Annotated in this window: 23 protein-coding genes; 6 read left to right on the forward strand and 17 right to left on the reverse strand. The window is 73.2% G+C overall.

The annotated features are described in order from the left end of the window. Position 1: 1 nt before the first annotated feature. From ACIBST_RS26470 to ACIBST_RS26515, 10 genes are all read right to left on the reverse strand, one after another. Positions 2-1,153, reverse strand: coding sequence for an endonuclease domain-containing protein (locus tag ACIBST_RS26470; protein WP_397175393.1), 1,152 nt, complete (start codon positions 1,151-1,153; stop codon positions 2-4). A 57-nt stretch (positions 1,154-1,210) separates the two neighbouring features. Further along, complete coding sequence (locus ACIBST_RS26475) at positions 1,211-1,870, reverse strand: sensor domain-containing protein (protein WP_397175395.1); 660 nt, start codon at positions 1,868-1,870, stop codon at positions 1,211-1,213. Positions 1,871-2,026: 156 nt separating this feature from the next. Next, positions 2,027-2,461, reverse strand: coding sequence for a winged helix-turn-helix transcriptional regulator (locus ACIBST_RS26480; RefSeq protein ID WP_397175397.1), 435 nt, complete (start codon positions 2,459-2,461; stop codon positions 2,027-2,029). A gap of 40 nt (positions 2,462-2,501) precedes the next feature. Beyond that, positions 2,502-4,112, reverse strand: a complete 1,611-nt coding sequence (locus tag ACIBST_RS26485) for an ABC transporter ATP-binding protein (RefSeq protein WP_397175398.1) — start codon at positions 4,110-4,112, stop codon at positions 2,502-2,504. Further along, the gene (locus ACIBST_RS26490; RefSeq protein WP_397175399.1) at positions 4,109-5,245 is read right to left on the reverse strand and encodes a serine hydrolase domain-containing protein; all 1,137 of its coding nucleotides are present in this window, start codon (positions 5,243-5,245) and stop codon (positions 4,109-4,111) included. The genes ACIBST_RS26485 and ACIBST_RS26490 overlap by 4 nt, the downstream gene beginning before the upstream one ends. Beyond that, complete coding sequence (locus ACIBST_RS26495; protein WP_397175401.1) at positions 5,242-6,456, reverse strand: anhydro-N-acetylmuramic acid kinase; 1,215 nt, start codon at positions 6,454-6,456, stop codon at positions 5,242-5,244. Before ACIBST_RS26495 ends, ACIBST_RS26490 begins: the two co-directional genes overlap by 4 nt. Continuing rightward, positions 6,453-7,352, reverse strand: a complete 900-nt coding sequence (gene murQ / locus ACIBST_RS26500) for an N-acetylmuramic acid 6-phosphate etherase (protein WP_397175403.1) — start codon at positions 7,350-7,352, stop codon at positions 6,453-6,455. Before murQ ends, ACIBST_RS26495 begins: the two co-directional genes overlap by 4 nt. Beyond that, positions 7,349-8,176, reverse strand: coding sequence for an ABC transporter permease (locus ACIBST_RS26505; protein ID WP_397175405.1), 828 nt, complete (start codon positions 8,174-8,176; stop codon positions 7,349-7,351). Before ACIBST_RS26505 ends, murQ begins: the two co-directional genes overlap by 4 nt. Continuing rightward, a complete protein-coding gene (locus ACIBST_RS26510) occupies positions 8,173-9,141 on the reverse strand; it encodes an ABC transporter permease (protein WP_397175407.1) in 969 nt (322 codons plus the stop codon). Before ACIBST_RS26510 ends, ACIBST_RS26505 begins: the two co-directional genes overlap by 4 nt. After that, entirely contained in the window at positions 9,141-10,688 is a 1,548-nt protein-coding gene (locus ACIBST_RS26515) for an ABC transporter substrate-binding protein (protein ID WP_397175409.1), read from the reverse strand. The genes ACIBST_RS26510 and ACIBST_RS26515 overlap by 1 nt, the downstream gene beginning before the upstream one ends. 86 nt (positions 10,689-10,774) lie before the next feature. On the opposite strand from ACIBST_RS26515, the gene ACIBST_RS26520 reads away from it, so the two are divergent. From ACIBST_RS26520 to ACIBST_RS26530, 3 genes are all read left to right on the forward strand, one after another. Beyond that, positions 10,775-11,659, forward strand: a complete 885-nt coding sequence (locus tag ACIBST_RS26520) for a MurR/RpiR family transcriptional regulator (protein ID WP_397175411.1) — start codon at positions 10,775-10,777, stop codon at positions 11,657-11,659. A 136-nt stretch (positions 11,660-11,795) separates the two neighbouring features. Continuing rightward, entirely contained in the window at positions 11,796-12,314 is a 519-nt protein-coding gene (locus ACIBST_RS26525) for a peptidoglycan recognition family protein (protein WP_397175412.1), read from the forward strand. A 143-nt stretch (positions 12,315-12,457) separates the two neighbouring features. Beyond that, positions 12,458-13,021: a dihydrofolate reductase family protein gene (locus ACIBST_RS26530; protein WP_397175414.1), complete on the forward strand. Its 564-nt coding sequence runs from the start codon at positions 12,458-12,460 to the stop codon at positions 13,019-13,021. Between the two features lie 15 nt (positions 13,022-13,036). On the opposite strand, the gene ACIBST_RS26535 is transcribed toward ACIBST_RS26530, so the two are convergent. From ACIBST_RS26535 to ACIBST_RS26565, 7 genes are all read right to left on the reverse strand, one after another. Then, a complete protein-coding gene (locus ACIBST_RS26535) occupies positions 13,037-13,573 on the reverse strand; it encodes an NUDIX hydrolase family protein (RefSeq protein ID WP_352324412.1) in 537 nt (178 codons plus the stop codon). Between the two features lie 164 nt (positions 13,574-13,737). After that, entirely contained in the window at positions 13,738-14,742 is a 1,005-nt protein-coding gene (gene nrfD / locus ACIBST_RS26540) for an NrfD/PsrC family molybdoenzyme membrane anchor subunit (protein WP_397175416.1), read from the reverse strand. Continuing rightward, the gene (locus ACIBST_RS26545) at positions 14,739-15,521 is read right to left on the reverse strand and encodes a 4Fe-4S dicluster domain-containing protein (protein ID WP_397175472.1); all 783 of its coding nucleotides are present in this window, start codon (positions 15,519-15,521) and stop codon (positions 14,739-14,741) included. The genes nrfD and ACIBST_RS26545 overlap by 4 nt, the downstream gene beginning before the upstream one ends. Positions 15,522-15,584: 63 nt before the next feature. After that, a complete protein-coding gene (gene fdh / locus ACIBST_RS26550; RefSeq protein WP_397175474.1) occupies positions 15,585-18,812 on the reverse strand; it encodes a formate dehydrogenase in 3,228 nt (1,075 codons plus the stop codon). Positions 18,813-18,817: 5 nt separating this feature from the next. Further along, complete coding sequence (locus tag ACIBST_RS26555) at positions 18,818-19,108, reverse strand: hypothetical protein (RefSeq protein WP_352364948.1); 291 nt, start codon at positions 19,106-19,108, stop codon at positions 18,818-18,820. Between the two features lie 92 nt (positions 19,109-19,200). Next, a complete protein-coding gene (locus ACIBST_RS26560; protein ID WP_397175418.1) occupies positions 19,201-20,610 on the reverse strand; it encodes a rhamnulokinase family protein in 1,410 nt (469 codons plus the stop codon). Further along, positions 20,607-21,608: a LacI family DNA-binding transcriptional regulator gene (locus tag ACIBST_RS26565; RefSeq protein WP_397175420.1), complete on the reverse strand. Its 1,002-nt coding sequence runs from the start codon at positions 21,606-21,608 to the stop codon at positions 20,607-20,609. Before ACIBST_RS26565 ends, ACIBST_RS26560 begins: the two co-directional genes overlap by 4 nt. Positions 21,609-21,741: 133 nt before the next feature. On the opposite strand from ACIBST_RS26565, the gene ACIBST_RS26570 reads away from it, so the two are divergent. The 3 genes from ACIBST_RS26570 to ACIBST_RS26580 are packed head-to-tail and all read left to right on the forward strand — an operon-like array spanning position 21,742 to position 25,270. Then, on the forward strand, positions 21,742-22,059 hold the full coding sequence (locus tag ACIBST_RS26570) for an L-rhamnose mutarotase (RefSeq protein ID WP_364340807.1): 318 nt from the start codon (positions 21,742-21,744) through the stop codon (positions 22,057-22,059). A 10-nt stretch (positions 22,060-22,069) separates the two neighbouring features. After that, entirely contained in the window at positions 22,070-23,224 is a 1,155-nt protein-coding gene (gene rhaI, locus ACIBST_RS26575) for an L-rhamnose isomerase (protein ID WP_397175422.1), read from the forward strand. Positions 23,225-23,230: 6 nt separating this feature from the next. Further along, positions 23,231-25,270, forward strand: a complete 2,040-nt coding sequence (locus tag ACIBST_RS26580; RefSeq protein ID WP_397175424.1) for a bifunctional aldolase/short-chain dehydrogenase — start codon at positions 23,231-23,233, stop codon at positions 25,268-25,270. The last annotated feature ends 1 nt before the right edge of the window (position 25,271 follow it).

Consider the following 25,271-nt stretch of genomic DNA (forward strand, 5'->3'; position numbering starts at 1 on the left):
CTCATCCTTCCGCTCTGCGGCGGTTCCGCAGAAACTGGCCGATCTGACGGACGACAGTGTCCATGTCAGTCATCACCTGAGCATCGGGAAAGCGCAGCACGGCGTAACCGTCGAGTTGCAGGAGCACGTCCCGCTGCCGGTCGGCGGCGAACTTGGCCGGAGCCCGGTGGTCGGGGCCGTCGATCTCCACGACGCACCGCTCCCGCTCCCAGAGCAGGTCCACCCGGATCGGCACGGCCAGCGGGCCCGGCCGGTACGTCTGGTTCCAGGCCCGGCCCCCGGCCCACGCCCGCCCGGACAGGGCGGCCTCCAGCGCCAGCTCGCTCGCGCTGCCCGGATGCGGCCTGCCCGCCACCGGCGGATACGCGACGGCGGGCGCCCGATCGGCGGTCGCCGGAACCAGGACGGCCTCCCGGACGCCACCTGCGACTGCCGGGAGCGGGCCCGTGGCGGCCGGGCTCGCAGAGGAGGGGTTCGCGGTGAGCGAGTTCGCGATGAGCGGGGTGGCGGTGAGCGGGTTCGGGGTGAGCGGGTTCGCGGGGAGCAGGGGGGCGGGGAGCGGGTTCGGGGTGATCGGGGTGGCGATCGTTCGCACGCGGTCGTCGTGCAGGGGCGCGCCCGTCAGCCAGACGCCGGCCCGGCCCCGGTGCGCCAGCCACTCGCACCCGGCGACCAGCACGTCCCGGGCCGCCGCACCGAGCCCGTCCGGCACCCGCACCAGGACCGCCAGCCGGGCCCGGCCGAAGCTGTCGGCCAGCACCCTGGCCAGCCCCGCCGCCCGGACCTCCGGCGCCAGCCCGCTGGGACCGCCCGTCAGCGCCCGCCGGGCCAGCTCGGCGAGGAAGGGGCCGAAGTGGCCGGTCACCGAGGCCCTGCGCAGGGCCAGCGCCCGGACCGCGGCCACGTTCACCCCGGACGGGCCCTCGACGCCCTCGGCCCCCGGCAACCAGGCCGGGAACAGCGCGATGGCCGCCTTGTCCAGCTCACGCAGGACGGAGGCGGCCAGGTCGGCGACGGAACGTTCCTCGGCGGCGAAGTAGGTGACGACGGCCGGGGCGTCGTCCGGCAGGGGATCGAGGGCCGGCGCCAGGGCGTCGGGGTCGGCGTCGAGCCGTACCACCTGGCCGATCGGCAGCTCTGCCCACGACGGCACGGCTTCCCTGCCCTCACAAGATCGGAAACTTCGGCACTTGGGAGGGTAACCCCGTCCCTATCGGGCTGTCACCCAGACCGGGGACGCACCCTCCACGGACGGGACGTGGGCGCGGGTCAGCAGGGCCTGGGACACGCTCGCCTTCACCAGGGCCGCCGTCCGCACCACCGGGACGAGCGTGAGCGCGAACAGCAGGCCCACCGCCGTGTTGAACACCACGAACGGCACGGTCCCGGCGCCGAGGCCGAGCAGGGCGGGCAGGCCGCCGTCCACGCCGGGGATCGCGGCGATCGCCCAGCCGTAGAGCGGGAAGGTCAGGCCGAGCACCGCGCCCGCCCACCACACCGCGCTCACGACGGCGGCGGCCAGCGAGACCGGGAAGGCGATGATCGCGTGCAGCAGGTCCATCGCCGCCTGGCCGGAGGCCAGCGGGTTCATCATGCGGCGGAAGGAACCCGCCCCCGCGGGGGTCTGCGCGTAGCGGGGGCGGGCGATCGGGTGGCCGAGCACGCCGGGCAGCGCGGCGCGCTCCAGGTCGGCGAAGTGGCGGGCCATGGCGGCGGTGGCGGCCAGGACGGGCAGCCCGGCGAACACGACCGCCGTGCCGAGACCGGCCGAGACTCCGGCGACGGCGAGGGTGAAGGAGGCGGCGGCCGCCGGGAGGCCGAGCAGGACGTAGCGGGTGTCGGTGGCGACGCGGTGCCGGAGGGTTGTCATGGCCATGACGCTACGGGCCCGGCGGGGGAGCGATCGATCCTGGCGGCGGGCCATTGCGTGGTAGGGCAGGCCCTACCACCACCCGCGGCGGATCACCGCGGCCTGGTCTCGATCACGGTCCTGTCGCGACCGGCCCGGCCGGATCGCGGGTCCGCGCTACCGCGGCTGGTCCACCCGGATCACGGTCAGCTCCTGCGGGCGCACCGGCTCCCGGCAGTGCGCGCACACCGTGAGCGGCTCCAGGGGCTCGCCGCACGAGTGGCGCCACACGGTGGGCGGCTCGCCCTCGGTGACGTACCGGTCGCCCCAGTCCATGAGGGCGAGCAGCACCGTGTGCAGGGCCTGGCCCGCCTCGGTGAGGACGTACTCGTGGCGCGGCGGGTGCCGCTCGTACGGCACCCGCTCCAGCAGGCCGACCTCGACCAGCTTGCGCAGCCGGGCGGTGAGGATGTCGCGGCTGGCGCCGGTGTTGCGGGCGATCTGGTCGAAGCGGCGCACCCCGAGCATGATCTCGCGCATCGCCAGCAGGCTCCACCGCTCGCCCACGACGGCCAGCGCGTTGGCGATCGAGCACTCTCTCGGGCGGGACAAGGGCCCTCCGCTCAGGTAGGTCCGGATTTCCAACTTACCATCAGGCGGCCCGTCCGGGGATGGCGGCGAGCAGCTCGCGGGTGTAGTCGGCCCGCGGCGAGCCGAAGATCTCGGCCGCCGTGCCACTCTCCACGATCCGGCCCGCCTGCATCACGTGCACCCGGTGCGAGATCATCCGGACGACGGCCAGATCGTGGCTGATGAACAGGTAACTGAGCCCGAGGTCGCGCTGCAGCTCGGCGAGCAGCTCCAGGATCTGGGCCTGGACCAGCACGTCCAGCGCGGAGACGGCCTCGTCGAGCACGACCAGCTCGGGCGAGAGCGCCAGCGCCCGCGCGATGGCCACCCGCTGCCGCTGGCCGCCGGACAGCTCGTGCGGCAGCCGCCCGGCCACCGAGGCCGGCAGCGACACCTTCTCCAGCAGCTCGGCGACGATCCGCGCGCGCTCGGCCGGGGTGCCCACGCGGTGCACGCGCAGCGGCTCGGCGATCGACTTCTCGACCGTGTAGCGGGGGTCGAGCGAGGCGTACGGGTTCTGGAAGACCGGCTGGACCCGGCGGCGGAAGGCGAACAGCTCCCGGCGGCCGAGCGAGGTCAGGTCGGTGCCGTCGAACAGGATCCGGCCGGAGGTGATGCCGTCCAGGCCGAGCAGCAGGTTGGCGGTGGTCGACTTGCCCGAGCCCGACTCGCCCACGATCGAGACGGTACGTCCGCGCGGGATCGTGAAGGAGACCCCGTCCACCGCCGTGAACTCCCCGGCGCCGCCCCGCAGCGGGAACACCTTGCGCAGGTCCTCCACCACGACCAGGTCCCCGGCGCCTGCCTGGGAGCTCTCCTCGGGGCCGGGCTCGGCCACCCGCACCGACGACAGGCTCGGCACGGCCTTCAGCAGCCGCCGGGTGTACTCGTGCCGCGGGTCGGCCAGCAGCTCGGCCGCCGGGCCGGTCTCCACGATCTCGCCCCGGTACATGACCGCCACCACGTCGGCCCGCTCGGCGGCCAGCGCCAGGTCGTGCGTGATGAGGAAGACGGCCGTGCCCATCTCGGCGGTGAGCTGCCCGAGCTGGTCGAGGATGCGCCGCTGCACGGTCACGTCCAGGGCCGAGGTCGGCTCGTCGGCGATGAGCAGCTTGGGCCGGCAGGCCAGGCCCATGGCGATGAGCGCCCGCTGCCGCATGCCGCCGGAGAACTCGTGCGGGTACTGCCCGGCCCGCCGCTCCGGCTCGGGGATGCCGACCATCTCCAGCAGCTCCGTCACGCGCCCGCGCGCCGCCCTGCCCGCGGCCAGGCCGTGCACCTCCAGGGCCTCGGCGATCTGGTCGCCGATGCGCATGAGCGGGTTCAGGTTGGACATCGGGTCCTGGGGCACCAGGCCGATGCCCGCGCCCCGGACGGCGGTCATCTCGCGCTCGCTCACCCCGGCCAGGTCGCGGCCGTCGAACAGCACCTGGCCGGTCGTGATGCGGCCGCCCGCGGGCAGCAGCCGGTTGACCGCGGCGGCCGTGGTGGACTTGCCCGAACCCGACTCGCCGACGACGGCCACGGTCTGTCCCGGCAGGATCTCCATCGAGACGTTCCTGACGACGGTGACGTCCTGCTTGCGGGTGCGGAAGGCGACGGAGAGGTCGCGGATCTCCAGGAGCGGGGTCATGCGGTCCTCGATCGGTGGGTGATGGCCTGCAGCAGGCCGGTCCAGAGGGCGTCGGTGGGCGTCGGCGCGGCCGGGGTCAGCAGGCGGTTGCTCGCCAGCGCGATCGCGACGTCCCGGCCGGGGACGAACCCGACGGCGCACCCGACGTAGCCGGGGTGGCCGAGCACGGTGACGGTCTCCTCCCGCAGGTCGAGCCGGTAGGTGCGGAAGCCGAGCGCCTGACCCGGGTCGGGGCCGGGGGTGAAGAACTCGCGGGCGACCTCGGGCCGCCACAGCCGGTCGTGCTCCTCGTAGCGGGACAGCGCGCTCGCGTACCGCAGCAGGTCCGGGACGGTGGAGAACAGCCCGGCATGGCCCGACACGCCGCCGAAGGCGTGGTAGGCGTTGCCGTCGGCGACCTGGCCGAGCACGGGCTCGTGCCGCCAGCCGGCGAAGTCCGCGCCGCGGAAGGGCACCGGGTACGGCTCGGAGGTGTCGAGCATGCGCCTCTCGACCCGGTCGTCCAGGGCGCTCATGGCCGCCTCGGACCCCGCCGGGCGCGCGTACGTGGTGTCGGCCAGCCCGAGCGGGCCGGTGACCAGCTCGGCCACCGCCCGGTCCAGCGACGTGCCGGTGACCGTCTCGACCAGCCGGCCGAGCAGGATGAAGCCCAGGTCGGAGTAGTGCCGTTCGCGGCCGGGCGCATAGCGCGGAGCGGGCATCCGCGGGTCGAGGTACATCGGCCACCACTCCCACAGCCCGGCCCGGTGCAGCAGCAGGTCCCGCACGCTGACCTGCTCGGGGCAGCCCTCCGGCAGGTACGCGGCCGCCCGCCCGTCCAGGTCCACCAGGCGGTCGGAGACCAGGCGGACGAGGGCCGTCGTGGTGGCGACGACCTTGGTGACCGAGGCCAGGTCGTGGTACGTGCCGAGGGTCATGGGGGCCTCGCCGGCGAGCGCGCCGCCGTCCGTCCGGCGCACGGTGCGGTGGCCGGTGCACTCGGTCAGGTCGAACCACGGCGTGCGGGCCGCCCGTACCAGGCCCGCGGGCGGGCCGGGCTCGGGGCTCGCCGGCCCTGGGCTCGTCGGCGCGGGGTTCTCCGGCCCTGGGCTCGTGGGCTCTGGGCCGGGCGGCGCGGCGGGGGCCGGGGTCATCGGCGCAGCACCAGCGAGCGCGGCGGCGTGGACAGCGGGGCGGGCAGGACGAGCGGGCCCGCGCCCGGCGTCAGCGTGCCGAGCACCCGGGCGGCCTTCGCGCCCGTGCCGCCGGGGACGGTGCCCGGCAGGCCGTGGGCGGTCAGCCAGCCGATGAGCGCGAAGGCGATGGCCTCCTTGTCGTCGGCCGGGGCGCCGAGCTCGTCGGACAGCGACACCCGCACGCCGGGCAGGGCGGCGCGCAGGCCGTCCATGATGACCGGGTTGCGGCAGCCGCCGCCGGAGACGACCAGCACGTCCACGCCCGCCGCGGCGACGTCGGCCGCCACCGTGCGGACCGTCAGCTCGGTCAGCGTCGCCACCAGGTCCGGGCCGGACGGCTCGCGGCCCGCCCTGGCGATCGCCGCCTCGACGTAGGCCAGGTGGAACAGCTCCTTGCCGGTGCTCTTCGGCGCGGCCAGCCGGTAGTACGGCTCGTCGAGCAGCACGTCGAGCAGGCGCTCGTCCACGTGGCCGGAGGCGGCGATCCGGCCGTCCTCGTCGTAGCCGCGCGGGTTCAGGCCGCGGCCGGCCACCACGGCGTCGACGAGGGCGTTGGCCGGGCCGATGTCGTAGGCGCTCAGGCCGCCGTCGCGCACGACGGTCATGTTGGAGATGCCGCCCAGGTTCAGCGCCGCCGCGCCGCCGGTGCCGCCCGTGCCTCCCGTGCCTCCCGTGCCGCCCGCGCGCCCGTCCGACAGCAGGCCGCCGAGCAGCAGGTCGTCGAGCACGGAGACCAGCGGGGCGCCGTGCCCGCCCGCGGTGATGTCGCGGATGCGCACGTCCGACAGCACGGGCGCGCCGGTGCGCTCGGCGATCCAGGCGGGCTGGCCGATCTGCAGGGTGCCGCGCGCGTGCGCGCCCTCCACCCAGTGGAAGACCGTCTGGCCGTGGGAGACGATCAGGTCGGCCGGACCGGCCTGATCGGCCGCCGCCGCGGCGGCCTCGGCGAAGCACTGGCCGATGAGCGTGTCCAGCACGCACACCTCGGCCAGCGTGACGGGCGCGGGCGGCAGCGCGGCCACCAGCCGGGCGCGCAGTTCGTCCGGGTACGGGGTGCTCGCGGTGTGCAGCACGCGGCCGGTCAGCACGTCGCCGTCGAGGCCGAAGTCGACCAGGGCCACGTCGATGCCGTCGTGCGAGGTGCCGGAGATCATGCCGAGGATCTTCATGCCGGCTCTCCCAGCGCCGCGCGCAGCCGTCCCTCGCTGCGGTCCAGCAGCGCCGCCGCCTCCCGCGGCCCGAGCCCGAGCCGGGCGCCGAGCACCGCCTGCTTGACGTTGAAACCGTGCTGGTCGAGCACTCGTTCCGCCTCCTCGCGGTCCACACCGGCGATCGTCCGCACGATCCTGATCGCCCGTTCGCGTAGCTTGCCGTTGCTGGCCTTGACGTCGACCATCAGGTTCCCGTACGTCTTGCCGAGCCGGACCATGACGATGGTCGAGAACATGTTGAGCACGAGCTTCTGCGCCGTGCCCGCCTTCAGCCGGGTCGAGCCGCTGACCACCTCGGGCCCGACCAGCACCTCGATCGCGTGCTCGGCCTCGGCGCTGAGCGGGGTGCCCGGGTTGCAGGACAGGCCGGCCGTCAGCGCGCCGCGCTCGCGGGCCCGCCGCACCGCGCCCAGCACGTACGGCGTCCGCCCGCTGGAGGCGATGCCCACCACCGTGTCCAGCGGCCCGATGCCGGCCGCGTCGATGGCCGCCGCGCCGGAGTCCGCGTCGTCCTCGGCGCCCTCGCACGGGTGCACGATCGCCCGCTCGCCGCCGGCGATGACGGCGAAGACCTGCTCGGGCGGGGTGCTGAAGGTGGGCGGGCATTCGGAGGCGTCCAGGACGCCGAGCCGGCCCGGCGTGCCCGCGCCCACGTAGACCAGCCGGCCGCCGGCCCGTACCAGCTCGGCGGCGGCCTCGATGGCCGGGGTGATCTGCGGCAGCGCCGCGGCGACCGCGGCGGGGACGGTGGCGTCGGCCGCGTTCATGGTCGCGGCGAGCTCGGCCACGCTCATGGTGTCGATGCCCGCGAAGCGCGGGTCGGCCGATTCCGTGGTCAGTTCTGAGAGGTTCACCGCTTGCCTCGGGTTCTGGGGTCGAGAGTGTCACGCAGGCCGTCGCCGAGCAGGTTCAGGCCCACCACCAGCAGCACGACGACCGCGCCCGGCGCGATGAGCGTCCAGGGGGCGACGAACACCAGGCTGCGCGCCTCGAAGATCATCGAGCCCAGCGAGGGGGCGGGCGGCGGCGTGCCCAGGCCGAGGAAGCTCAGCGACGCCTCGGTCAGCACCGCCCACGACAACGACAGCGCCACCTGGATGACGATGATCGAGGTGATGTTGGGCAGCACGTGCCTGAGCATGATCTGCCAGCGGCTCTGGCCGGTGGAGACCGCGGCCTTGACGTACTCGATCTCCCGGAGGGAGAGCACGGGGCCGCGCGTGACACGGATGAAGATGGGGACGTACACGATCGCGATGGCGACGGCGACCGTGAACCAGTTGCGGTCCAGCACCGAGGCCAGCGAGAGCGCGAGCAGCAGCGGCGGGAACGCGAACAGCACGTTCGTCACGCCGCCGATGGCGCCGTCGGCGAAGCCGCGGTAGAAACCGGACACCAGGCCGCCCAGCGTGCCGACCACGGTGGCGAAGGCCACCGCGACCACCGCGATGAGCGCCGAGTTGCCGACCCCGGCCGCCACCCGGGAGAAGACGTCCCGGCCGAACTGGTCGGTGCCGAACAGGTGCGTCCCGGACGGCGACAGGAACCGCTCGGGCGGGTTCTGGGCGATCGGGTCGTAGGGGAGCAGCCCGGCGTACGACAGCGCCGCCACCACGGCCAGCACCAGCAGCACGACCGTGCCCGCCAGCATGGCGGGGCTCCTGCGCAGCGCGGTCACGACGCCCTCACCCGCGGGTCGATGATCCGGTACAGCCCGTCGGTCAGCAGGTTGACCAGCACGAACGCCAGCGCGATGACCAGGACCGTGCTCTGCACGACCGCGTACTCCTTCTGCTGGATGCCGAGCAGCACCTGCCGGCCGACGCCGGGCACGGAGAAGATCTGCTCGACCACGACCGCGCCGCCGAGCAGGTAGCCGAACTGCAGCCCGGTCATCGTCACGATCGGCACCAGCGCGTTGCCCAGCACGTGCCTGACCTGAAGGCGGCGCGGCGGGACGCCCTTGGCGCGGGCGGTGCGCACGAAGTCCTCCGAGCGCACCTCCAGCACCGCCGTACGGGTGGTGCGCAGGATCGGCGCGGCGATGCCGAAGCCGAGCACGAGCGCGGGCAGGAACATCTGCTGCAGGTTGAGCAGCGGGTCCTGCGTGAGCGTGGCGAAGCCCTGGCCGTTGGGGTTGAAGCCGAACGACGCCGCGAAGATCGACAGCAGCGTCGTGGCCAGCAGGAACGCCGGGACCGACAGCCCGGCCAGGCTCACGACCTGGCCGAAGGCGTCCCGCGGCGAGTTCGTCCTGGACGCCGACAGCATGCCGAGCGGCACGCCCAGCAGCAGCGCCAGCACGATCGAGAACACCGCCAGCTCGAACGTCACCGGCAGCGAGTGCAGCGTCATCTCCAGCACGCCCTGCTGCGAGCGGGCCGAGTAGCCGAAGTTGCCGGTGAGCATGTTGCCCAGCCAGGAGAAGAACTGCGTGACCGGCGACTGGTCCAGCCCGTAGTACTGCTCCAGGGCCACGCGCTGCGCCGGGGTGAGGGCCGCCGCCTCCGTGCCGAGCCCCGCGGTGATCTGGTCGCCGGGGATCGCCCGGAGCATGACGAAGACGAACACGGCCACCCCGAACAGGGTGCCGATCGTCGAGGCCACGCGCCGGACGGCCCGGTTGGCGAGGATCCGGCGCATCAGGCGACGGACGTCGTGCGCAGGTACTGCAGCGACCCGCTGACCATCGGGACGAACCCGGACACGTTGGAGGTGGTGCCGGTGTAGGTGTAGCTGGTGAACAGCCAGATCCAGGGCGCGTTGGCCTCCAGCTCGGCCGAGACCTTCTCGTAGATCGCCTTGCGCGCGGCCGGGTCGGTCGTGGCCTTGCCCTCGGCGAACAGCTTGTCCAGCTCCGGCGAGCTGTACCCGGCGACCTTGTTCAGGTTGCCCTTGCTGGTGAAGTAGCGGCCGTAGGAGCCGTCGGGGTCCGGGCGCCCGCCGTTGAGCGCGACGGCGGCGTCGAAGTCGGCCGCCACCCAACGGTCCACGAACGCGCCGGACTCCAGCACCTCCAGGTCCAGAGTGATCTTGGCCTCGGCGAGCTGCGCCTTGAGGTTCTGGGCCTCGTTCACGGAGGTGGCGTACTCGCCCTGGGAGACGATGGCCTTGACCGTCACGCCGCCGGACTTGCCCGCCTTGCCGAGGTACTCGGCGGCCTTGGCCAGGTCGCGGGCCGGGCAGGGACGCTTGGCCGGGTCGGACTTGAAGGCCGGGGCGGTGATCGGCCCGGTCACCTCGCCCTCGCCGAGCGCGGCGGTGTCGAGCACCTGCTTGCGGTCGATCGCGCACTGGATCGCCAGGCGCACGTTGACGTCCTTGAGGTCGCCGCGCTGCGCGTTGAGCTGGAGGGCGTGGTAGCTGAGCTGCGGCGTCTTGGTGACGGTGATCGTGCCGCCGCCCTGCGCGGTCTGGGCGACCAGCGGGTCGTTGAAGACCGCGAGCTGCACGTTGCCCGACTGCATGGCCGAGACGATGGACGACTCGTCCGGGATCACCCGGAACTCGACGCTGCCCACCTTCGGCTTCTCGGCGCCCCAGTACTTGTCGTTCCTGGCCAGCGTCAGCGACTGGCTCGGGACGCGCTTGCCCAGCGTGAACGGGCCGGTGCCGTTGGGGGTGGCGTTGAGCTTCTCCTCGGTGTCGTCGGAGGAGAGCATCGCCATGTTGACGGTGGCCAGGTTCGCCGGGAGCGCGGCGTCGGGGCCGGTCAGCTCCAGCACCACCGTGCTCTCGTCAGGGGCCTCGACGGACTTCACCGACGCCAGCGACGCCCGCGCCACGGCCGCCGTCTTCTCGTCCATGATCTTCTCCAGGGACGCCTTGACGTCCTTGGAGTCGAAGGCGCTGCCGTCGCCGAAGGTCACGCCCTTGCGCAGGGTGAGGGTCAGCTTCCTGCCGTCCTCGGCGGCCTGCCACGACTCGGCCAGGCCCGGCACGACGTTCAGGTCCTTGTCGAACTCGGTGAGGGTGCCGTAGATGTTCTGCAACACGTTCACGGCCGTGAACTGGGTGGCCTTCCAGGGGAAGAGCGTGTCGGGGTCGGAGGTCACGCCGACGACCAGGGCGCCGCCGGACTTGCCCGTGGCGCCGGTGCTGGTCGCGGGCCCGGAAGATGATGAACAGGAGGTCAGGGCGATGGACAGCACTGCGGCGGCGCCGATCGCGGAGAGCGCGCCACGGGGCATGTGGTCTCCTCAGGGGCAGTAGGTCATAAAATTACGCAGACCCTACCACTAGTGTACTAAATTTCCTCAACACGGATGGATGACGAATGGTCGAGGACGACGGAAGCCTGCTGATCCGCATCCGTGCGGCCATGCCCGCATTACGGCCGTCGGAACGGCGCATCGCCGAGACGTTCACCGGCGACCCGGCCGCCGCCGCGAACCTGTCCATCGCCGAGCTGGCCGCCCGCTGCGCCACCTCGACGACCTCGGTCGTGCGCTTCTATCAGCGCATGGGATACGCCCACTTCAAGGACTTCCGGATCGACCTGACCAGGGCCGCCGCACGGGAGGAGCTGACCACGTCGAGCCTGCCGGAGGTGTCGGGCGACATCGACCGCCACGACAGCCTGGAGGGCATCGTCTCCAAGGTCGCCACCAACGAGACGCTGTCCATCGCCGACACGGCCCGCTCCCTCGACATGCAGGCGCTGGGCCGGGCGGTCGCCCTGCTGCTGGCCGCGCGCCGGATCGACACCTTCGGCGTGGGCGCGAGCGCGCTGGTCGGCCTCGACCTGCAGCAGAAGCTGTCGCGCATCGGGCGTACCGCGATCAACTGGCACGACGCCCACTCGGCCTGGACGTCGGCGGCCACGCTCGACGCCGGCTGCGTGGCCGTCGCCGTCTCGCACACCGGCGCGACCGTGGACACCGTCGAGTTCCTGGCCATCGCCCGCCGGTCGGGCGCGGCCACGGTGGCGATCACGAACTTCCGCGACTCGCCGCTGGCCGCCACCGCCGACGTGACGCTGACGACGGCCGCCCGCGAGACCCAGTTCCGCTCCGGCGCGCTCGGCAGCCGCATCGCCCAGCTCATGGTCGTCGACTGCCTGTTCACCGGCGTGGCCGCGGCCAGCTACGACGAGTCGATGGCGGCCCTGCGCAACACGTACGCGGTCGTCCACGACCGCACGGTGCACAAGCGGGGGTGAACCGGGGCGGGGGCGGCCTGACCAGCATGGAAGTCTTTCTTTGGCGGCACGTGAATCTAGTGACAAAAAGTGATGACACAACTACTTTAAGTTGACATTCTGGTGGCGAGGCACCGTCTACCAGGAGAGACACCACATGCAGCTGATCACCCGTGCCGACTGGCACGCCAAGAAGCCCACCACCAGCTACACCCGGCTGGCCTCCACCAGAGGCGTCAAGATCCACTACACCGGCGGGAAGGTGCCCTCCGACCTGCCGGAGGCCGACAACCACGACAAGTGCGTCGACCTGGTCAGGGACATCCAGCGCATGCACATGTCCGGCGGGCGCGGCGAGACCTACATCGACCTCGGCTACAACATGGTGTGCTGCCCGCACCGGCGCACCTTCATGGGCCGGGGCCCGCACGTCCTGCCCGCCGCCAACGGCCCGGGGCTCAACTCCGGCCACTACGCCGTGCTCGCCCTGCTCGGCAACACCGGGTTCACCGAACCGAACGACGACCTGCTCAACGCCCTCGTCGACGCCATCGAGTACCTGCGCGAGCACGGCGACGCCGGGGACGAGGTCAAGGGCCACCGGGACGGCTACGACACCGACTGCCCCGGCGACCCGCTTTACCACTGGGTGCGAAGGGGCGCGGAACGCCCCTGAGGCGAACGCCGGGAACGACGGCCGCCGCGTGCGCGATGAGTTCCGAGGGGACCGGCGGTCTGAGTGTGTGAGCGGGCCGCACCGGCCCGCGGGCCCGCGCCGGGATCCTCCCGGGCGCGGGAACAAGCACACGGAGGCATCGCATGCGGAAGCTGATCTTGGGTTTCTACGTCTCGCTCGACGGCAAGAGCGCCGACGGTGACAACGGGATCCGGGACGTCATGATGAGCATCGACGACCCCGAGCAGGAGGAGTACTTCGTCAGCCGGCTGTGGGAGGCCGGCGCCTTCCTCATGGGCCGCAACACCTACGAGATCATGGCCGGGTACTGGCCCGGCTCCGACCACCCCTCCGCCCGGCCGATGAACGAGATCCCCAAGGTCGTGTTCTCCCGCACCCTGAAGTCGGCCGACGACTGGCCCGAGACCCGGATCGCCGCCGGCGACACCGCCGAGGAGATCGCCAGGCTCAAGGCCGAGCCCGGCAAGGACCTCGTCGCCGCCGGCGGCACCGCGTTCATGCACTCGCTGATCAGGCTCGGCGTGGTCGACGAGTACCGGCTGTGGGTGCTGCCCGCCGTCACCGGCCGGGGCGCGCCGCTGTTCCCCGAGCTGGACCAGGCGGTGAACCTGCGCCTGGTGAAGAGCACGGCCTTCCCGTCGGGCGTCCTGGAACTGGTGTACGCGCCGGCCGGCCGGCAGACGTGACCGGCCGGCGCGGCGCTAGACCAGCCGGCCCACGTGGGCCAGCGCCTGCTTCAGCAGCACTCCCTGGCCGCCGGTCATCTCCTGCTGCACCGCCGGCGAGGACGCCTCCTCCGGGGTGAACCAGACCAGGTCCAGGGCGTCCTGCCGGGGCCGGCAGTCACCGGCCACGGGCACGATGTAGGCCAGCGACACCGCGTGCTGGCGCGGGTCGTGGTACGGCGTGACGCCCGGCGTCGGGAAGTACTCCGCGACGGTGAAGGGCTGCGGCGAGACGGGGATGCGCGGAAGGGCCACCGGCCCCAGGTCCTTCTCCAGGTGGCGCAGCAGCGCGTCGCGGATGCGCTCGTGGTGCAGCACCCGCCCCGAGACCAGCGCCCGGCTGACCGTGCCGTCCGCCGCGATGCGCAGCAGCAGGCCCACGCGGGTCACCACGCCGGTCTCGTCGACGCGTACCGGCACGGCGTCGATGTAGAGGATCGGCAACTGGCCGCGCACCGACTCGAGCTCTTCGGGTGCCAGCCATCCAGGCGCGGTTTCGGTCTTTTCGGTCATCTGCCGATCGTATGCCCCGCGCCGCCACTGACGGCGTAAGCCCCACCGACCGATCCCCGGACGGGGTCAGGCCCGCCTGGCCGGCCTGCTCCTGCCCGCGATCCAGGACGCCGTGCAGACGACCAGCACGATGCCCATGAACGGCAGGTACTCGGCGACTCTTCTCATGACAGATCACGCTCCGCCCTCGACTTGGCGAGCCGCCGGCGTTGCGGCTCGACGGTGTACCGGGGGTCGCACGCCGAGGCCGTCCCGGCGTGGAAGATCCCGAACCGGGTGCACACCGACCCGGCCAGCAGGGCCGCCCCCGCGGCGACCGCCGCGACCCTGCTGCGAGCGCCCAGGCCCTGGCCGAGCAGGGCGCCCGCGACCGACAGCGCCTGGCCCGCCCTGAGCAGGCGGCTGCGCCGCAGCGGCTCGGCGGTCAGGCCCATGCGGCGCTCCATGCGGACGGCCGCCGCGCACTCCAGGGCCGCCCCCATCACCGCCGCCCGCCGGGCCGGGGCCGCCTGCGCGACCGGCGCGGCCAGCATGCCGAGCCCGCCCGCCGACGCGGCGGCCGAGCCCGCGAACAGGAACGGCATCTCCCTGAACCCGTCGTGCCAGGCCGGGACGGCGGTGTCGCAGATCAGCGCGGCGGTGTAGGTGGCCAGCGCCGGGCCGGTCAGCCCGGCCCCCACCGTGGCCGCCCGGCCCAGCCGGGGGAAGCGCCCGGTCACCCCGGTGAGCGCGGCCAGCCCGGCCTGCGGCCCGTACGCGGTCAGGATCCAGGTGCCGACGCTCATCGGCGAGGTCACCTTGAACACCCGCAACATGTTCAGGAAGCGCGACGGCTTGCCCAGGTCGTGGATCAGGGCGTACAGCGAGCCGCCGACCGCGCCCAGGGCGGCCACCTTGGCGGCGCGCGCCAGCGCCGGGCGTCCGGTCAGCTCGGCGGCGGCGGCCAGCGTGGAGGAGGCGCCGGCCAGGCCGCCGAGGAACAGGTAACCGGCGATGTCGTGGTCGCTCCAGGGCGTGCTGTTCAGGACCGGCAGGCCGTAGTAGGAGTCCGCCTGCGGCTCGGGCGGCCGCAGGGAGCGGCTGCCGCGGCCCGCCGAGCCGGGCGTGGCCTCGCGCTCGGTGCGCAGGCCGGGCGCGTCGTCCAGGCGCACGTCGGTCTGGTTGCTCATCGGACCCTCCTCCAGGCCGCCGCGGCGGCCATCCCGGCCAGCAGGACCAGCGCCGCCGCGCCGGCGTGCCGCCACATCGACGGCAGGTCCGCGGTGGTCACCACGGGGTCCGGCGGCAGGCCGTACACCTGGGGCTCGTCCAGCAGCAGGAAGAAGGCGCCAGTGCCGCCCACGCCGTCGTCCGGGTCGTGGCCGTACAGGCGGGCGGAGGACACGCCCGCCGCGCGCACCTGCTCCAGACGGCGGCCGGCGCGCTCGCGCAGCTCGTCCAGCTCGCCGAACTGGATGGAGTCGGTCGGGCACGTCTTGGCGCAGGCCGGCTCCTGGCCCACCTCCAGCCGGTCGTAGCACATCGTGCACTTGGCGGCCGTGCCGCTCTCCGCGCGCCGGCCGATCACCCCGAACGGGCAGGCGGGCACGCAGTAGCCGCAGCCGTTGCAGACGTCCTCCTGGACGACGACCGTGCCGTACTCGGTGCGGAACAGCGAGCCGGTCGGGCAGACGTCGAGGCAGGCCGCGTGCGTGCAGTGCTTGCACACGTCGGAGGCCATCAGCCAGCGGAAGTCCAGGTCGCGGGCGCCGGTCTCCTGATGGCCCAGCGGCTTGCGCTGCTCGACGAACGCCACGTGCCGCCAGGTGTCGGCGCCGAGCCCGACGGAGTTGTCGTAGGACATGCCGGTGAACAGCAGCCCGTCCTCCGGCACCTCGTTCCACTCCTTGCAGGCCACCTCGCACGCCTTGCAGCCGATGCAGACGCTGGTGTCGGTGAAGAAGCCCATGCGCCTGGGCGGGTCGTCGTAGCCGGCGTCCAGCGGCGCCCGGTCGAGGTCGAAGGCCACGGCTCACACCTCCGTTCCGGTGTCCTCGGTCACGCCCGCCCGCCGCCGGTAGGCCAGCACCAGCTCCGGCAGGGCCGGGCCGCGCGGCCTGCGCCCGGGGCGGATGTCCGCCGACAGGGCCTTGACCTCCTGGATGTGGGAGTTGGGGTCGAGCGAGATGGCCGACAGCTCGTTAGCCGCGTCGCCGGTGGCCAGGCCGTTGGGGCCGAAGTGGAAGGGCAGCCCGATCTGGTGCAGCACCTTGCCGTCCAGGTGCAGCGGCGCCATCCGGTCGGTGACCAGCACGCGGGCCTCGACGGCGCTGCGCGCGGTGACGATCGTGGCCCACTCGCCGTGCACGAGCCCGCGCTCGGCGGCCAGCTCGGGCGAGACCTCGCAGAACATCTCCGGCTGCAGCTCGGCCAGGTACGGCGTGTGCCGGCTCATGCCCCCCGCCGTGAAGTGCTCGGTCAGCCGGTACGTGGTCACCACGTACGGGTAGACCGACGCGCCCGGCTCGGCCCCGCTCGGCTGGTACCGGTTGTCCTCGTGCCGGTAGAGCTTGCGGGCCGGGTTGCGCTGCCGCCCGTACAGCGGGTTGGCGACCGGCGAGTCCTGGGGCTCGTAGTGGCTGGGCAGCGGGCCGTCCACCACGCCCGAGGGGGCGAACAGCCAGCCCTTGCCGTCGGACTGCATGATGAACGGGTCGATGCCCGACAACGCCGCCGGCCCCTGCGCCCCCGGCTCTGGCCGGTAGGACGGCGGTTTGCCCTCCTCGAAGTCCGGCACGTCCAGGCCGGTCCAGCGGCCGGCGCCCTCGTCCCACCAGACGAGCTTCTTGCGCTCGCTCCACGGACGGCCGTCCGGCGCGGCCGAGGCCCGGTTGTAGAGCACCCGCCGGTTGGCCGGCCACGCCCACGCCCATTCGGCGGCCACCCAGTCCTGCTCGGCGGCCGGTCTGCGGCGGGCGGCCCGGTTGACGCCGCCGGCGTACACGCCGCAGTAGATCCAGCAGCCGCACACCGTCGAGCCGTCGTCCTTGAGCTGGGTGTAGGCGTCGAGCGGCCGGCCTTCTGCGTCCCAGCCGTTGATCTCGGCGAGCACCGCCTCGGCGACCGGCTCGGCCCTCTCGCCCTCGACCGGGTAGTCCCAGGTGAGGTCGAGCAGGGGCCGGTCCATCGGGTCGGCGGAACCGGCCAGCTTCTGCCGGATGATCCGCCCGAGGTGGTACATGAACCACAGGTCGCTGCGGGCGTCGCCGGCCGGCTCGACGGCCCGGTGGTGCCACTGCAGCCAGCGGTTGGTGTTGGTGAAGCTGCCGCTCTTCTCGGTGTGGGCCGCGGCGGGGAAGAAGAACACCTCGGTGCCGATCCCGGACGTGGCCAGCTCGCCCGTCTCGATCTCGGGGCCGTCCTTCCACCAGGTGGCGCTCTCGATCAGGTTGAGGTCGCGCACCACCAGCCAGTCGAGCTCGGCCATGCCCAGGCGTTGCATCCGGGAGTTGGCCGAGCCCACGGCCGGGTTCTCGCCGAGCAGCAGGTAGCCCTTGCAGATGCCGTCGAGCTGCGCGAGCACCGTGTCGTACGTGCTGTGCGAGCCGGTCAGGCGCGGCAGGTAGTCGAAGTGGAAGTCGTTGTCGGGCGTGGCCGCCGGCCCCCACCACGCCTTGAGCAGGCTCACCAGGTAGGCGGGCATGTTCGCCCAGAAGCCGCGGCAGGAGGCGTCGGCGCGCAGGAAGTCGCGCATCTTCTCGTGCTCGTGGGCGTGCGGCATCGGGATGTAGCCGGGCAGCAGGTTGAACAGCGTCGGGATGTCGCTGGAGCCCTGGATGCTGGCGTGCCCGCGCAGCGCCTGGATGCCGCCGCCGGGGCGGCCGATGTTGCCGAGCAGGAGCTGCAGGATGCTGGCGGTGCGGATGAACTGGGCGCCGTCGCTGTGCTGCGTCCAGCCCACCGCGTAGACGAACTCGGCGGTCCGCTCGGGCCCGGAGTTCTCCGTCAGGTGGCGGCAGACCTGGGCGAACAGCTCCGGCGGGACCCCGCACACCTGCTGGACCATCTCCGGCGTGTAGCGGGCGAAGTGGCGGCGCAGCACCTGCAGCACGCAGCGCGGGTGCCGCAGCGTCTCGTCCCGCCGCGGCTCGCCGCCCAGCGGGACGCCGGTGCCGCCCTGCACCTCGGCGCGGCCGGCCGGGATGCTGCCCGCCGGGCGGTCGTAGTCCTCGTCCCGCTCGCCGGAGGCCGCGACGGTGTGCATGCCCTCGTACTGCCAGGTGTCGTCCTCGTAGCAGCGGTTCTCGGCGTCGAAGCCGGAGAACAGGCCGTCGAGGTCCTCGGCGTCGCGGTAGTCCTCGCGCAGGATGGTCGCCGCGTTGGTGTAGTGCAGGACGTAGTCGCGGAAGAACAGCTCGTTCTCCAGCACGTGGTTGACAATCGCGCCGAGGAAGGCGACGTCCGAGCCCGCCCTGATCGGCACGTGCAGGTCGGCCAGCGCGCTGGTACGGGTGAACCGCGGATCCACGTGGATGACCACCGCGCCGCGGGCCTTGGCCTCCATCACCCACTGGAACCCGACCGGATGCGCCTCGGCGAAGTTCGACCCCTGGATCAGCACGCAGTCGGAGTGCTGCAGGTCCTGCAGGAACGTCGTGGCCCCGCCGCGCCCGAACGACGTGCCGAGCCCCACCACGGTCGAGCTGTGGCACACCCGCGCCTGGTTCTCGATCTGCACCACGCCGAGCGCGGTGAGCAGCTTCTTGATGAGGTAGTTCTCCTCGTTGTCCAGCGTCGCGCCGCCCAGGCTGGCGATGCCCATCGTGCGGGCCACCCGGCGGCCCTTGTTCTCCCACTCCCAGGTCGCCCGGCGGGTGGCGATGATCCGGTCGGCCACCATGTCCATGGCGGTCTCCAGGTCGAGCTCCTGCCAGTCGGCGGCGTACGGCGGGCGGTACAGGACCTTGCGCAGCCGTCCGGAGCCGGTGGTGAGCTGGAGGCTGGAGGCGCCCTTCGGGCACAGCCGTCCCCGGCTGATCGGGGAGTCGGGGTCGCCCTCGATGTGCACGACCTTCTCATCGCGGACGTAGACGTTCTGGGCGCAGCCCACCGCGCAGTACGGGCACACCGACTTGACCACGCGGTCGGCGGCGGCCGTCCGGGCCGGGTGCGCGCCCGTGCGCGGCGACTTCACCGCGGCCGCCCGGCCGAGCCTGTCCTTGCCGGTGAGCTGGCGCAGCAGCGGCCAGGAGAACCCCATGCCGCTCACGCCCCCGTCTGGCGCATGCGCCGGTCGCTCCAGGCCCGCTCGCGCATCCAGGCACGCACGTCGCCGCGCTCGACCGGCCCGACCTCGCGCGGGTTGACCAGGTGCTGGGTGCGGCCGGCCAGCAGGCCGGGCCGGCCCCGCCGGCGTGCCACCGCGTCGCTCCCGTCGGCCGGCACGCCCGTCGCGATCAGGTACGCGCGCCCCGCGGGCACGCCCAGCAACCTGGCGATCTCGGCGTAGTCCAGCCCCTGCGACAGCAGCCGCAGCACCCGCTCCTTGCTCGGCATCGTTCCCCCCGGCGCCCGTGCCCCCCGGTCCGGTCCTCCCCTTCGCAGGCAGGAGGAAACCTGAACTCCCAGGTCAAAGGCGACAGTTGGCGTCAGGCCAGGCGGGCGGCGGCCTCGTCCCAGGCGGCGGCGTCGCCGGAGGGCTCGTACCGGCGCAACTCGTGCGTGGCGGCCACCAGCGCGCGCATCCCGGCCAGGTCGGCGACCAGCCCGGCCGTGCGCGCCTGCACCAGGACGTTGCCGAGCGCGGTCGCCTCGGCCGGCCCGGCCACCACCGGCAGCCCGCAGGCGTCGGCGGTGAACCGGCACAGCAGCTCGTTGCGCGACCCGCCGCCCACCAGGTGCACGACCTCCACCTCGCGGCCGGACAGCTCCATCGCCTGCCGGATCGCGTTTCGGTGCCCGAGCGCCAGGCTCTCCAGCACGCAGCGCACGAAGCCCGCCGGCGTCGAGGGCGGACGCTGCCCGGTGCGGCGGCACTCGGCGGCGATCCGCGCGGGCATGTCGCCCGGCGGCAGGAACACCGGCAGGTCCGGGTCCACCACGGCGGCGAACGGACGTTCGCGCGCGGCCGCCGCCAGCAGGTCCTCCAGCGAGGAGCCGGGCCAGGCCCGCAGGCACTCCTGCAACAGCCACAGCCCCATGACGTTGCGCAGGTAGCGGACGGTGCCGTCGATCCCGGCCTCGTTGGTGAAGTTGGCCGCCCGGCCCGCCTCGGTGAGCACGGGGGCGGGCAGCTCCACCCCGGCCAGCGACCAGGTGCCGCACGAGACGTAGGCGAAGGCGGGCCCGGCGGCCGGCACGGCGGCCACGGCCGAGGCGGTGTCGTGCGAGGCCACCGCCCGCACCGGCGCGGAGAAGCCGATCTCCGCCGCGACGTCGCGGCGGACCCCGCCGATCGGCTCGCCCGGCTGCCGCAGCCGGGGGAAGATGCCCTCGGGCAGCCCCAGCCGGTCGATCAGCGGCACCGCCCAGGACCGGGTGCGCACGTCGAGCAGGCCGGTGGTCGAGGCGTTGGTCACCTCGGCGCCGATCTCGCCGGTCAGCCAGTAGCCGATCAGGTCGGGGACGAGCAGCATCGTCGCGGCCCCGTCGAGCCGGTCGGCCAGGAGCTGGTAGATCGTGTTGAACGGGAGCACCTGCAGCCCGGACACCTCGTACAGCGTCTGCGCGCCGACCAGCTCGGCCACCTGCCCGGCCACCCCGCGCGTGCGGTCGTCGCGGTAGTGGACCGGGTTGCCGAGCAGCGCGCCGGTCTCGTCGAGCAGGCCGTAGTCGACGGCCCAGGAGTCGACCCCGATCGAGGCGACCGGCCCGGCCGTGCGCAGCCCGGCCAGGATCTCCCGGTAGAGACCGAGGACGTCCCAGTGGAGGCGGCCGGCCAGGCGGACCGGGCCGTTGGGGAAGCGGTGGACCACGGACGTGGCGAGCCCGTCCGACAGGTCGGCGACCAGCACCCTTCCGCTGGAGGCGCCCAGGTCCACGGCGGCGAATCGGCTCATTGGGTGGACTCCCTCGCGACCAGTTCGGGCTGGAACATGATGTGCTGGTGGGCGTGCTCGGCCGGGTTGTCGCACTCGTCCAGCAGCAGCTCGGTGGCGATGCGCCCGAGCTGGTACGTCGGCTGCCGCATCGAGCTGAGCGACACGGCCGAGGCGGCGGCGAAGTCGATGTCGTCGTAGCCCATCAGCGCCACGTCGTCGGGCACCCGCACCCCGGCGCGCAGCAGGGCCCGCAGCACGCCCAGCGCGAGCAGGTCGTTGGCGCAGAACACGGCCTCGGGCAGGCCGTCCGCCATCAGGTCGGCGGCGGCCTGCTCGCCCGCGCGGGCGGTCATCGCGGCCGCCTCGGCCACCCGCAGCGAGCCCGGGTCGAGCCCGGCCGCGGCCAGCGCCTCCGCCGCGCCCCGCCGCCGCTCGGCGCACTGCCGGATGGTCAGCGGCCCGGTCACGTACGCGACGCCGTTCCCGGCCCTGGCCAGCAGGTGCCGGACCGCGGCCCGGCCGCCCGCGACGTCGTCCACCGCGACCGCGCACTGGTCGGGCCGGTGGGCGGGATGGTCGACGAGCACGACGCTGATGCCGCGCTCGCGCAGCCGGTCCAGCCGGGCCGGGTCCTCCCCGGACGGGGTGATCAGCACGCCGCGCACCCGCTGCTCGGCCAGCACGCCCAGGTTGCGCTCCTCCTTGTCCGGGGAGCCGGCCGAGTTGCCGAGGATCACCGCGTAGCCCAGGTCGCTGGCGACGTCCTCGACCCCGGCGGCGACCTCGGTGAAGAACGGGTTGCCGATGTCGATGACGCTCAGGCCGATCGTCCTGCTGTGGCCGGCGCGCAGGGTCGAGGCCGAGCCGTGCCGGACGAAGCCGAGCTCCCGGATCGCGCCCTCCACCCGTTCGCGGGTCGCCGGGGCGACCTTCGCCGGTCTGTTCAGGACGTTGGAGACCGTCCCGGGGGAGACGCCGGCGCGGGCGGCGACGTCCTTGATGCTGACCATGGCCATGGCGCCACATTAAAACGTACCAACAGTGATGTTGGCCAGTGCCGCCGATCTGACCGGCTCGCGCATTGACAGCGACCGCGTGTGATCGTAGTTTCCTCCGCGACAGATTAAAACGTTTTGAAGAGGGGTGACCGTGCGACGCGTCTGCTTCCTGCTCAAGGTCCGTCCCGAGCGGCTGGCGGAGTACCGCGAACGCCACCGGGCCGTCTGGCCGGACATGCTCGACGCGCTGCGCCGCGCCGGCTGGCACAACTACTCGCTCTTCCTGCGCGACGACGGCCTGCTGGTCGGCTACCTGGAGACCGCCGACTTCGAGGCCGCCAGGAAGGCGATGGAGGCCACCGAGGTCAACGCCCGCTGGCAGGCCGAGATGGCGCCCTTCTTCGAAGACCTCGACGGCCGGCCCGACGAGGGCATGCGGCCGCTGGACGAAGTGTTCCACCTGGACTGATCGGGAAGTCATGACCACTGACATCAAGGCCGCCCTGCGCGCGCTGCACATCGAGACGCCCTCGTGGGCGTACGGCAACAGCGGCACCCGGTTCAAGGTGTTCGCGCAGCGGGGCGTGCCGCGCGACCCGTACGAGAAACTGGCCGACGCCGCCCAAGTGCACGCCCACACCGGCGTCGCGCCCACGGTCGCCCTGCACATCCCGTGGGACAAGGTGGCCGACTACGGCCACCTGGCCGCCCACGCCCGCGAGCTCGGCGTCGGCATCGGCGCGATCAACTCCAACGTCTTCCAGGACGACGCCTACATGCTCGGCAGCGTCACCAACCCCGACCCGGCGGTCCGCCGAAAGGCGCTGGCGCACCTGCTGGAGTGCGTGGACATCATGGACGCCACCGGCTCGGACACCCTCAAGCTCTGGTTCTCCGACGGCACCAACTACCCCGGCCAGGACGACATCCGCGCCCGCCAGGACCGCCTGGCCGAGGCCCTGTCCGCGGTGTACGCCAGGCTCGGCGAGGGCCAGCGCTTCCTGCTGGAGTACAAGCTGTTCGAGCCCGCCTTCTACACCACCGACGTGCCCGACTGGGGCACCGCCTACGCCCACTGCCTCAGGCTCGGCCCCAAGGCGCAGGTCGTCGTGGACACCGGCCACCACGCGCCGGGCGTCAACATCGAGTTCATCGTGGCGTTCCTGCTGCGCGAGGGGAAGCTCGGCGGCTTCGACTTCAACTCCCGCTTCTACGCCGACGACGACCTCATGGTGGGCGCGGCCGACCCGTTCCAGCTCTTCCGCATCATGTACGAGGTCGTGCGCGGAGGCGGCCTGACGGCGGGCGTGGCGTTCATGCTCGACCAGTGCCACAACATCGAGCCCAAGATCCCCGGCCAGATCCGCTCGGTCATGAACGTCCAGGAGGCCACGGCCAAGGCGCTGCTGGTGGACCGGGACGCGCTGGCCGCCGCCCAGGCCGCGGGGGACGTGCTGGGCGCGAACGCCGTGCTCATGGACGCCTACAACACCGACGTGCGGCCGCTGCTGGCCGAGCTGCGCGAGGAGACGGGCCTCGCGCCCGACCCGATGGCCGCGTACGCCAAGTCCGGATATTTCGAGAAGATCGCTGCCGAGCGCGTCGGCGGCACGCAGGCCGGCTGGGGGGCCTGAACCACCATGGACGTCATCAACGAACTGCTGGACCGCTCCCATCGCCTGGGCGCCGACCCGCGCAACACCAACTTCGCCGGCGGCAACACCTCCGCCAAGGGCCGCGCCGCCGACCCGGTCACCGGCCAGGACGTCGACCTGCTCTGGGTCAAGGGCTCCGGCGGCGACCTCGGCACGCTGAAGGAGGCGGGCCTGGCCGTCCTGCGCCTGGACCGCCTGCGCGCGCTCACCGCCGTCTACCTCGGCGTCGAGCGCGAGGACGAGATGGTCGCCGCCTTCGACTACTGCCTGCACGGCAGGGGCGGCGCCGCCCCCTCGATCGACACCGCCATGCACGGCCTGGTCGAGGCCGCCCACGTGGACCACCTGCACCCCGACGCCGGGATCGCCCTGGCCACCGCCCGCGACGGCGAGGAGCTGACCCGGCGGGTCTTCGGCGACCGCGTGGTGTGGGTGCCCTGGCGGCGGCCCGGCTTCCAGCTCGGCCTGGACATCGCCGCCGTCAAGGAGGCCAACCCGCGGGCCATCGGCTGCGTGCTCGGCGGCCACGGCATCACCGCCTGGGGCGCCACCTCGCAGGAGTGCGAGGCCCGCTCCCTGGAGATCATCCGCACCGCCGAGGAGTACCTGGCCGCCAACGGCCGCCCCGACCCGTTCGGGCCGGTGATCCACGAGCCGCTGCCCGAGGACGAACGGCACGCGCGGGCCGCCGCGCTGTTCCCGGTCGTGCGCGGGCTGGCCTCCTCCGACGCGCGGCAGGTCGGCCACTACACCGGCACCCCGGAGGTGCTGGACTTCCTCTCCCGCGCCGAGCACCCGCGCCTGGCCGCGCTCGGCACGTCCTGCCCCGACCACTTCCTGCGCACCAAGGTCGCCCCGCTGGTCCTGGACCTGCCGCCGGACGCGCCCCTGGACCAGGCGGTCGCCCGGCTGCGCGAGCTGCACGCCGCCTACCGCGCCGACTACACCGCCTACTACGAGCGCCACGCCGCCCCGGACTCGCCGCCGATGCGCGGCGCGGACCCGGCGATCGTGCTGGTGCCCGGCGTGGGCATGTTCTCCTTCGGCAAGGACAAGCAGACCGCCCGCGTGGCCGGCGAGTTCTACGTCAACGCGATCAACGTCATGCGCGGCGCCGAGTCCGTCTCCGCCTACTCGCCCATCCCGGAGTCGGAGAAGTTCCGGATCGAGTACTGGGAGCTGGAGGAGGCCAAGCTGCGCCGGATGCCGAAGCCGAAGCCGCTGGCCGGGCGGGTGGCGCTGGTCACCGGCGCGGGCTCGGGCATCGGCGCGGCGACCGCGCGGCGGCTGGCCGCCGAGGGCGCGTGCGTGGTGCTCGCCGACCGCGACCAGGCCGCCGCGGGGAAGGTCGCCGCCGAGATCGGGGCCGGGGCGTACCGGGCCTCCGACGTCGCGGTGGCCGTGGAGGCGGACGTCACCTCCGAGGAGCAGGTCGTGGCCGCCGTACGGGCCGCCGTGCTCGCCTTCGGCGGCGTGGACCTGGTGGTGAACAACGCCGGCCTGTCGTTGTCGCGCTCCCTGCTGGAGACCAGCCTGGACGACTGGGACCTGCAGCACGACGTGATGGCACGGGGCTCGTTCCTGGTCTCCCGCGAATGCGCCCGGGTGCTGATCGACCAGGCGATGGGCGGGGACATCGTCTACATCTCCTCCAAGAACGCCGTCTTCGCCGGGCCGAACAACGTCGCCTACGGCGCGGCCAAGGCCGACCAGGCCCACCAGGTCCGCCTGCTGGCCGCCGAGCTGGGCGAGCACGGCGTCCGCGTCAACGGCGTCAACCCCGACGGCGTGGTGCGCGGCTCGGGCATCTTCGCCTCCGGCTGGGGCGCCAACCGCGCGGCGGTGTACGGCGTGGAGGAGGAGCGCCTGGGCGAGTTCTACGCCGGGCGCACCCTGCTCAAGCGCGAGGTCCTGCCCGAGCACGTGGCCGCCGCGGTCTTCGCGCTCGCCGGGTCCGACCTGACCCACACCACGGGCCTGCACGTCCCGGTGGACGCGGGCGTCGCCGCCGCCTTCCTCAGGTGAG

The sequence above is a fragment of the Nonomuraea sp. NPDC049684 genome, from assembly GCF_044465345.1.
Classification (GTDB): domain Bacteria; phylum Actinomycetota; class Actinomycetes; order Streptosporangiales; family Streptosporangiaceae; genus Nonomuraea.